The 9761-nt window shown below is 57.6% G+C and carries 9 protein-coding genes; all 9 read left to right on the forward strand.

What is annotated here, in order from left to right:
* Positions 1–1262 (forward strand): ATP-binding cassette domain-containing protein (locus HKN37_09180; protein NNE46817.1); only part of this gene is annotated, 1262 nt, incomplete at its 5' end.
* Positions 1263–1330: 68 nt separating this feature from the next.
* Positions 1331–1735: a hypothetical protein gene (locus HKN37_09185; GenBank protein ID NNE46818.1), complete on the forward strand. Its 405-nt coding sequence runs from the start codon at positions 1331–1333 to the stop codon at positions 1733–1735.
* Positions 1736–1825: 90 nt separating this feature from the next.
* Positions 1826–2488 carry a polymer-forming cytoskeletal protein gene (locus HKN37_09190; protein ID NNE46819.1) on the forward strand — a complete coding sequence of 221 codons (663 nt, stop codon included), beginning with the start codon at positions 1826–1828 and terminating at the stop codon, positions 2486–2488.
* 309 nt (positions 2489–2797) lie between these two features.
* The gene (locus HKN37_09195) at positions 2798–3919 is read left to right on the forward strand and encodes a M23 family metallopeptidase (protein ID NNE46820.1); all 1122 of its coding nucleotides are present in this window, start codon (positions 2798–2800) and stop codon (positions 3917–3919) included.
* Positions 3920–4123: 204 nt separating this feature from the next.
* Positions 4124–4342 (forward strand): DUF2795 domain-containing protein, encoded by a 219-nt coding sequence (locus tag HKN37_09200; protein ID NNE46821.1) that lies wholly within the window; start codon positions 4124–4126, stop codon positions 4340–4342.
* A gap of 146 nt (positions 4343–4488) precedes the next feature.
* Positions 4489–6885, forward strand: a complete 2397-nt coding sequence (locus tag HKN37_09205; protein NNE46822.1) for a BamA/TamA family outer membrane protein — start codon at positions 4489–4491, stop codon at positions 6883–6885.
* 30 nt (positions 6886–6915) lie between these two features.
* Entirely contained in the window at positions 6916–7500 is a 585-nt protein-coding gene (locus HKN37_09210) for a cyclic nucleotide-binding domain-containing protein (protein ID NNE46823.1), read from the forward strand.
* Between the two features lie 18 nt (positions 7501–7518).
* Positions 7519–8925, forward strand: a complete 1407-nt coding sequence (rlmD, locus tag HKN37_09215; GenBank protein NNE46824.1) for a 23S rRNA (uracil(1939)-C(5))-methyltransferase RlmD — start codon at positions 7519–7521, stop codon at positions 8923–8925.
* Between the two features lie 27 nt (positions 8926–8952).
* On the forward strand, positions 8953–9761 hold an 809-nt coding region (locus tag HKN37_09220; GenBank protein ID NNE46825.1), incomplete at its 3' end, for an NAD-dependent epimerase/dehydratase family protein.

A 9761-nucleotide genomic window follows, 5' to 3' on the forward strand; every position in this document is an offset into this window, starting at 1 on the left:
CGGGCGAGCTGGGCGGACACGTAATGGGGTCGTCAAAGCCGGGAAGGCTTCCTCTGCGAAGGAATGGCGCCGTCAGTTTGACCACGGCGTATCTCAAAGGAAGGCGGACAATCGGTGTGCCGGCGGAGCGACGAGCTGGTTCCGGCCGCAGGCTTATTCTGAAGGGCGCTCGCGGACACAACCTGAAAGGTGATGCGCTGACGATTCCCCTCGGGACTTTCGTAGCGGTTACCGGTGTCTCCGGGTCGGGAAAATCCACACTTGTCAATCAAACACTTTACCCGGTTCTGGCGAAGCTTTATCACCGATCGCAGGAAATAGCCCTCCCTCATGAGTCCCTCGAGGGAACGGAGCACATCGACAAAGTCATTGACATCGATCAGAGTCCGATTGGACGTACGCCACGCTCGAATCCCGCCACATACACGGGGCTCTTCACGAACATTCGCGATCTGTTTGCCCTGCAGCCGGAGTCCCAGATACGAGGGTACAAGCCGGGCCGGTTCTCATTCAATGTGAAAGGAGGCAGGTGTGAGACGTGTCGCGGGGCCGGCATCATCAAGCTCGAAATGAACTTCCTGCCCGACGTCTACGTCGAGTGTGAGACGTGCAAGGGCAAGCGTTACAACGCGGAAACCCTGGAGGTGCGACACCGCGGATGCAGTATCGCCGATGTGCTGGACATGACCGTTTCCGAGGCGCTGGAGATCTTCAAGAATGTCCCTCGAATCGAACGAAGACTCCGAACCCTGAATGCCGTCGGACTGGGATACATCCGTCTGGGCCAGCAGGCTACGACGCTTTCAGGCGGTGAGGCTCAGCGAGTAAAACTGTCGAAGGAGTTGTCGCGGCCCGGCACGGGTAGCACGCTGTACATCCTCGATGAGCCGACTACCGGCCTCCACTTCGAAGACATCCGCAATCTGCTGCACGTGCTGCAGGCACTTGTCGACAAGGGCAATACTGTGCTCGTCATTGAACACAATATGGACGTGGTGAAGGTGGCAGATTATGTCGTGGATCTGGGTCCCGCGGGTGGTGAGGCCGGTGGGCAAATCATGTTCTCCGGCACCCCCGAGCAATTGGCCACAGAGAACTCCGCGACGGGGCAGGTGCTAAATCAAGAGCTTCAGCGAAGTCAGATTGTTGACGAGACGCAGGAGATGCAATTCTCGCTGGAAGACCTCCGGGTAGACGACGATGACCCTGAGCCCGAAGTGATCGAGGAAGAGGAGCAAGAAGAGGATGAACTGGTCTCGTAATATCTTCGGGGCGAGGCCTGGTCTCGTCCGTAGCATTGCCGGTCTCCAGAAGCCAGATGTTCAGACCCATGAGTGATCCGCACTTCGTACCGGAGTACCGGAAACCGGACAGTCCGGGAGTCACGATGAACTTCGACAACTCGGCGTCGATCTATCACATCGTGCAGCCTGAGGATACTTTCGAAGTGGCTGCCAGGGACCTTTTCAGGCTTGTTCTGGAAGCTCAAACGGCGTATCCGGGCTGGCCGCGGACACTCTACCTCGATATTGAGGGCCATCGGGCTCCCGGTGGGGGCTTTGACAACGACTTTATTGAGTTCCAGCAAGAGCTTCTGTTTTCAGCGATAGCGCCATTCCTGACGGCCTTCGAGACGCCGTTGACCGGTGGGTTGATCAATCCGGAGCCACAGCGAAACGACCTCCCCGACGGGCTTGTGGTCCGTGAAGACGGAGGCTCGGGGGGAATCAGTTGAGTGGAATTCGAGGTTTCGATTCGTTTACTTGGGTAGGCGCAATATGCCGCAACGGCGCTTTGATCGCGCAAACGAAACATTAGTGTGACGATGTCTCAAACAGATTCGCAGAGAGCCCCCGACGATGACGTGACCGTGCTGAGTCGTCACACGGAGATCCGGGGCGGCACGTTCTCGGTAGCTCATGACTTGACGGTTCGGGGAACGCTCGAGGGGGAGGTGCGGGTCGGTGGCAGAGTCGTGGTTGCTGCCGGCGCGTCCGTGGCAGGCACCTTGAATGCACGTGAGGCCATTATCGCAGGCAGCGTCGACGGCGAACTGACCGTCTCAAACACGCTTACGCTGCGGTCCACAGCCGTTCTGAATGGATCCGCACGGGCGGCGAGGCTGGTGGTGGAGGAGGGCTCTTCCGGTGATGTACGTCTCCGCGTCGGGAACGAGGATTTCTTCGACCTTCTGGAAAGTCGCCGGCGCGAGGCCAGGATAGAATTGGAAAATGCGCGGTCGCATGCGGGCATGGCTGTGCCTGAACCCGCTGCGGATGAGCCGGCGGCCGGAGACGGTGCGCGCGAAAACTCGCAGGGGTGGTCTAATGACGTGGCGGTACTCGCCACCGATGAGCGCCGGTCCGGTGGATCATCCAGCGACCAGATGATGGAATCAGAAAGAATGGAGGAAATTCTTCCGAAGCCCTCCAACGATCCCGGTCACGTCTCGCGGGCCGTAGAAAGGTCGGACCGAACCAGAAACTAGGCGCAGATTGGTCAGCTGCCCGGGTTGAGCGCGGGCTGTCCTGACATCTCACGACCCGATATACCTTAATATCGGCGCCCGTTGACCGATAGTCTTGTGTGTAGGGACCGCCCAAAGCAATGCTCACCCTCGGCCGGGCTAACGGCGATGATCGGCGACCGCGCGGCGGGGTGAAATGATCTATGACTCCGGCCGCTTCCATTCGCCATTCTCAGCGACTTGTCAGGTCAACTGTCCCGTTGACTGGCCGGGCCCCGACTGCTATATTTACGCTTCGTTTTCGCAACCTGGCAGCCGAGTCACGGACGTATGAGGTGGAGGAAGCTGGCCGATTCCCCGGACATGCCCGCGATGGAGCACCCGGAGCCAAAGCCGATCCTCAAGTACGCCAGTGGCGCTCGCCCCTCCAATGACATTCAGGTTGCATTATCGCGCTTGACGGCCACAAGAAACATGCAGAGAGGCAAACGCTACTACTACGATCCCGAAGCATGCGTCTTCGTCGAGCTCGAGCCCAGTGTTCGTGATCGGGTCGTCAGATTCACGGCGTTTACGCTGCTGGCCCTGTTCCTCGCAAGCCTCTTTACGCTCGGCCTGGACCGCCTCTTCAGCACTCCTCAGGAATTAGCACTCGAGTCTGAAAACGAAGCTCTCAGGGATCATCTGACGACGATAGGAGAGCGAATGAAGGCCGTGCAGGTTGAACTTGCAGAGCTCTCGGAGTCGGACCAGGAACTGTATCGCTCCCTGCTTCAGGCCACACCTATCTCTCAGGATATTCGGCAAGCGGGTGTCGGTGGTACTGACGCCTACAGGGCCTACACGGGCTTCGGTCGGGAAACTGCGACGTTGCTTCGGGAGTCCGCACAAACGATCGATCAGCTTGAGCGTCAGATCGGTCTCCAGGGTGCCAGTTATCGCGAGCTCACCGTAATCGCCGGAGAACACAAGCGGCAGTTGGAAGAGATGCCGGCCATCCTCCCGGCGGACGGTCCGGTTGTTTCTGGATACGGGATGAGGCGCCATCCCATTCTCAAGATTGTGCGGCCGCATCGCGGCGTAGACATTCTCGTCCCCAAAGGCTCGGATGTCGTTGCACCGGGCGACGGCGTCGTCAAGGAAACAGGCCGGGGCGGTGGACTGGGTAAGTACGTCCGGCTGAGTCACCCGAGTATCGGCTACGTTACGACCTATGCCCATCTCTCCGAGATTCCTGAGGGAATTCGCAGTGGTCGACGCGTCAAGAGAGGTGACCTGATAGGCAAGAGCGGCAACACGGGTTTGTCGAAAGCGCCGCATCTCCACTACGAGGTGCGCGACGATCAGGGTAAACCGTTTAACCCCGTATTCTTCTTTGCTCCGAGCATGACGCCGGCCGAGTATGAAAAACTACTTGCCGAGTCACAGCAGGGTGAGGTTTCTCTGGACTGATCCCGACAGACTGATTTTTGAAAGGGTTCCCACCTGAGGTCGGAACCCTTTCTTTTTTGGGTGATCTACAGAAACGGGCGTGTCCCGCCGGATCGGCATTTCGCTCTTGTTTTTCTTGAATCGAGAGCCTATTGTCCGACGTTCGTCAATGTTTCTTGTTTGGGGTGACACGAAGACTGATCGCCACAGACTGAACTTCAGCACATGTATTGGACACTAGAACTTGCTACGTATCTGGAAGATGCTCCATGGCCCGCGACCAAAGAGGAGTTGATCGACTATGCGGAGCGTACAGGATCACCTTCCGAAGTCGTCGAGAATCTCATTGCAATAGAGGACGACGGCGAACCCTATGAAAGCATTGAGGAGGTGTGGCCGGACTTCCCAACAGCAGACGACGATTTCTACTACGAAGACGAGTAGTGCGTGAGTCTCAGACTTTAGTCCGCACTCTTCCGTCTGCCGGTTCCCATTTCTATCGGTTCCCCGCCGAGTTCCGCACCCTCGCAGGGCAACTCCGTACGCAACGACGCATATCGACTGCCCTCTTGTTTCTGCTGCTCGTTGTCATGCCGGCGAGAGCACAGGATGGTCAGCCGGACGACCCGCAGCCGGATGCCATTGTCACTGACATCCGATTCATCGGCGATCTCGTGTTTTCGCGGGAGGCGCTCAGCCTGCGGGTGCGCTCCGTTGCGAATCGAGAACTGCTGGGACCGTGGACAGGAATCAGGTGGTGGCTAGGCCTGTATCGACTGGGTGAATCGGGAAAGTTGGGCAAAGGACTGAGTCGAGCTCTGATGTCCGCCGGGGAGCCGCCCGCTTACATTGATTCGAGTGTCGTAGCCGCAGATGCCGATCGACTGAGGCTGTTCTACCAGCAGGAAGGTTATCGCCATGCAAACATCACTACTCGCGTAATCACATCTCGGTCAGGCGAACACCTGGCGATCGAGTTTCACATCGACCCGGGCTACCCTGCGTACATTCGCGATGTAGAATTCGACGGACTCGATGATGTGGATGAGGCCTATGCACGACGAATTCTTCGCAGATCTCTCATCCAGAAACGCAGCAGTCCGGCACAGCAGGGACGGCTGGCGTTTCGTGCAGGGGGCGAGCGCTACTCGGAATCGAAGCTGCTTGCGGAACGACGACGAATTCTGAATTCACTTCTCAATCGAGGGTACGCACTTGCCACCCGAGACTCGATTCGCGCGATCGTCTTCCCCGTTGGACGCGACTCCTTTGACATTCGATTCCGCATCCGCCCGGGCAAGAGATTCCGATTTGCCGATGTGGATTTTGTTGTCAACGGTCCGGAATCAGTCGACACGGTGCGTCGCGACACGTTCGACGTAACGAACGGCAGCGATACCGGAAGGACGTACTCAATCACGTCGACCATCTTTTCGGAACGCAAACTCAGCAACGGATTGCTGCTTCGTTCGCTGCAGTTTGAACCGGGTGAATGGTACGACCAGTCACGGGTCACGGACACGAAACGTCGTCTGGAGAAGTCCGGCGTCTTCGCTTTTACCGATGTGCAGGTGCTTATTCCTGACACGGTCGGAACCCTGGTGCCAGACCTGTCACACCTGATCGAGTTGCGTACGCGGCAAAGGCACCAGATTCGTCTGGAGACCTTCGTTCTTCAGCGCACCGGGCTGCTCGGCAATACTGATTCTGATCTGGGGATGGGTTTTGGAGTCACGTACCGGAACGCCAATTTGTTTGGCAAAGGCGAGGCGTTCCAGTTGCGCGGCACGACATCAATCGCAGCGAACAGCGATTTCAGGCTATTCAGATCGACGCAGGGCGAAGTCGAAGCCACGGTCAATCTGCCATACGTCATCAGACCGTTCCGTTTTTTCGAACGGCTCGGGCGCTTCTACGACGTCCGAACCAGAATCTCGTTCAGTCTTCTCGCGGCTCGCCGCGACGAATTGAAACTGATCGTTCGCGGCCGCGGCACGGCGCAGTTGCGGCTCGAACTGCAACACTCACGAAGTGTCACCTCCATCCTGGATCTGATCGACGTCAGCCTGAGCAACCCGGATACACTGAGTGGTTTCAACGAAGACTTCCTTGAGCCCGTCCTGGGCGCCGTGTCGGATCCGATTCAACAGGCCCGGATTCTGGAGGACTACACGAAACCACAGATCAACAATGCCCTTCGCTACACGCTGATTTCGCTTACCGCCAATCCGCTGCGTCGTGATCGCGGCCACTCATACGAATGGTCGGTTGAAGTCGGGGGAAATCTGCCGTCTCTATTGGACCGAGCGGTGTTCACTCCGGATTCTGTTGAGGGGAGCCTGCCCGGCCTTCCGTTCTTCGGTGGCGCGAACGAGACCAGACTCATTTACCGCCCGTATCTGAAGCTCGTCACGGATGTCCGTCAGTATCACCCCTGGACACGAAGCCTGGTATTTGCCTGGAAGGCGTTTGCTGGATTCTCTCACCCCACAGGCCGTTCCGATATTGTACCCTTCGACAAGCGTTTCTTTACAGGTGGCGCGTTCAGCGTACGCGGCTGGGGACTGGGTGATCTCGGACCGGGCACCGCACAGCTCTCGTCGGAAGACGCCACATCCGAAGCCAATATCTTCGGCGGTGATGTGAAGGTCGAGATGAGCGTAGAGTTTCGCCAGACGATAATCCGCAACCTCTTTGCAGCCGACTGGATTCTGACGCCGTTTATCGACGCGGGGAACGTCTGGTTCGGACCACGGAATCCGGGACTGGATCTGGAGGGACGTGGAAATGATGACGGGCGTTTTCGGCCGGGAAGATTCATTAGTGAGCTCGGTGTCGGCAGCGGTGTTGGGTTACGGCTGTCGTGGGAGTACTTTATCGCACGATTCGATTTCGCGTATCGTGTGCGTGACCCGGCCGCGAAATCGTTCTTCGTCGATCGCTGGAATAAACCTCGAGTACATTTCGGGATCGGGCATACGTTCTGAGCCATTCTCTCGGTGAGATCAAATCGTCACATGACCACGCTGCAAAGATTTACAGAGAGCCTTCGTCGCTTCCACAGGAGACTCTTCACAAGAGACGACGATGAGCGCATTCGTTCACGCGTCAATGCACTTCGTAGCTCGCCCGTGTTCGGGGACATGACAAAGAGGCATCTGGTACGTGTGGCTGAGGTCATGCACGAGCGACGCTTCAAGCGCGATGAGCATATTTACTACGAGAATGATCCGGGACTTGGCCTTTATCTGATCAGCGACGGGCGCGTTCGCCTCGCGCGACGAGATGAAGACGATCGAGATGTTGATATCGCTGAACTTGGCGAAGGAGATATCTTCGGTGTTCTGTCCGTTTTTGAAGATCTGCGACGAACCGAGTCCGCGCAATCAAGAGCAGACACCGTGCTCCTGGGGCTTTTTCGCCCTGACCTGAACGCAGTGTTGAACAGAAGTCCCTCTGCTGGTGCCGCCGTATACAAGGTCCTTGCGCGCCACGTCGGTCGGAGATACTCATCGTTGCTCAATTGTGTCGAGGAGACGTGTGGGCGTACGCAGACGATGGCTATGCTCACGGAAACGACGATAACGAAGGAGATGGCTTGATGTCTTTCGCCGGCGCCAATGGGACTTAGAAAAGGCTCCGAACTTCGGGTTACGATCGAGAAGTTCGCCGATCGTGGAAAGTCGCTGGCACGCGTCGACGGCATGGTGATCTTCGTTCCCGCGGCTGTTCCCGGTGACGAAGTCGACATCCGCATAAGAAAGCTCAAGAAGAAGTATGCGGAGGCCGAGGTTGTGCAAACGGTACGCGAGAGCTCGCTGCGAGCGAAGCCCGTCTGCCGGTACTTCGGTCATTGCGGCGGGTGCAAGTGGCAGCACGTCGACTATGAGGCACAACTTGAGGCCAAGCGGCAAAGTGTCGTAGAAGCGTTTGAGCATGCGGGTGGATTCGATCAGGTAGATGTGAAGCCGACTCTGAGGTCGGTCGCGACCTATCTCTATCGCAACAAGATGGAGTTCTCATTCAGTTCGCAGCGGTGGTTGACGAAGAGCGACATAGAGTCGGGCCAGATCTTCGACAAGAGTTTCGCCCTCGGCTTGCACGCGCCACGTCAGTTTGCCAAGATCATCGACCTTGAGGAGTGCCATCTTCAGTCTGCGGAAAGCCGTGAAATCGTAAACAGAGTCCGCGCCCTGGCAAGACAATCGAAGTGGGCTCCATGGGATACTCGCGGCCATACCGGACTCCTTCGGCACCTTGTCATTCGTGAGGGCAAGAGAACGGGCGATCGCATGGTCAATCTCGTGACCTCAAGTCGCGATTCATCTGTTGTCGATGGAATGTCGGAGCTGCTGAGATCGTCCGAGTTAGCTGTCTCGACGTTTGTCAACACGATCAACGATACGCCGGCGCAGACTGCACTGGGTAGTGAGACCTATGTCGTGTACGGGCCCGGCAAGATCAAAGAGCGAATCGGCGATTTTGAATTCGACATCGGCCCGCAGTCGTTCTTCCAGACAAATACGGATCAGGCGGAACGGCTATACGAAGTGGTCAGAGACGCAGCCGGGTTGCGGACTTCCGACATTGTGTATGATCTGTATTGTGGAACAGGCACGATCTCTCTTTACCTGTCACCGTATGTCCGCAAGGTCGTCGGAGTTGAGGTAGTTGCCGACGCAATCGAAGACGCGCGCGCCAACGCGCGGCAGAACCGAGTGGACAATTGTTCGTTCATTGCGGGCGATGTCGGAAAGCTGGTCGATCCCGGATTTCTGGAGGAACATGGGATCCCCGACGTACTGATTGTGGACCCGCCTCGTGCAGGATTGCACCCGCGCGTCGTTGAGCAGATCGCGTTGCTCCGAGCAGCCCGATTCGTGTATGTCAGTTGCAACCCGCAGACTCAAGCACGCGATCTGAGTGCGCTCTCGGGTATCTACAGAATAGATGCAATTCAACCGGTCGATATGTTTCCGCATACAGAACATATTGAGAGCGTTGCGCGCCTGACAGCCATTGCTTAGCCGATTTCTTATCGCCAGGTGCACCTGTTGAACGACACTCGAAAAATCGCCTTCGTCACCGGTGGCACAGGTTTCGTCGGTAGCCACCTCGTCGAGCAATTGCAGAAGGAGGGCTACGCCGAGGTCCGGTGCCTGGTCCGCAAGGATCCGAAGTGGCTTGCCGATCTGGATGTCACCCGGATTTCGGGTGATCTCGGGGACGATACGGATCTCGAGTCCGCCCTTTCGGGAGCCACGCACGTGTACCACGTGGCCGGTGTTACGCGATCGAAGGACAGTGCCACGTTCACTCGCGCGAATGTCGACGGGACTCTTCGATTGCTTCGCGCGGTCGAGGCTGCCTGCCCGGACGTCCGACGCGTTCTGGTTACAAGCACGCTCGCCGTTGTCGGCGTTAGCGATGAACCGGTGGCAACCGAGGACACGCCGCTGAACCCCGTCAGTCTATACGGTCGCAGTAAGGCCGTAATGGAGCAACGCATCGCAGACCAGGAAGAAGACGGGATTCGGCTTCACGACAGGCTTCCGCTGACCATCGTTCGCCCACCCGCGGTATACGGTCCAAGGGAGCAAGACATCCTGACCTTCTTCCGCACCGTTTCCCGAGGTGTGTGCCCCATCATCGGGGGGAACAAGCCTGACCCCGTGTCGCTCGTTCATGTTGATGATCTGGTCGCTGGAATGATCGCCGCAGCTGAGTCGAATGCCACGATCGGTGAAACGTACTTTCTCGGGTCCGCCGCTCCTTCCACGTGGGAGGAGATACGGGACGCGACGGTTGACGTACTTGGCCGCCGCGTTCTGACGATTCGCGTTCCACCCGTCGCGGTTCGGCT

This window comes from Rhodothermales bacterium (assembly GCA_013002345.1).
In the GTDB taxonomy this organism is placed as follows: domain Bacteria; phylum Bacteroidota; class Rhodothermia; order Rhodothermales; family JABDKH01; genus JABDKH01.

What these genes read in the sequence shown, in the direction of transcription:
- rlmD (NNE46824.1), top strand. Translation starts at nt 7,519, where the DNA reads ATGGGACTTAGAAAAGGCTCCGAACTTCGGGTTACGATCGAGAAGTTC.
- HKN37_09210 (NNE46823.1), top strand. Translation starts at nt 6,916, where the DNA reads ATGACCACGCTGCAAAGATTTACAGAGAGCCTTCGTCGCTTCCACAGG.
- HKN37_09195 (NNE46820.1), top strand. Translation starts at nt 2,798, where the DNA reads ATGAGGTGGAGGAAGCTGGCCGATTCCCCGGACATGCCCGCGATGGAG.
- HKN37_09200 (NNE46821.1), top strand. Translation starts at nt 4,124, where the DNA reads ATGTATTGGACACTAGAACTTGCTACGTATCTGGAAGATGCTCCATGG.
- HKN37_09205 (NNE46822.1), top strand. Translation starts at nt 4,489, where the DNA reads ATGCCGGCGAGAGCACAGGATGGTCAGCCGGACGACCCGCAGCCGGAT.
- HKN37_09185 (NNE46818.1), top strand. Translation starts at nt 1,331, where the DNA reads ATGAGTGATCCGCACTTCGTACCGGAGTACCGGAAACCGGACAGTCCG.
- HKN37_09190 (NNE46819.1), top strand. Translation starts at nt 1,826, where the DNA reads ATGTCTCAAACAGATTCGCAGAGAGCCCCCGACGATGACGTGACCGTG.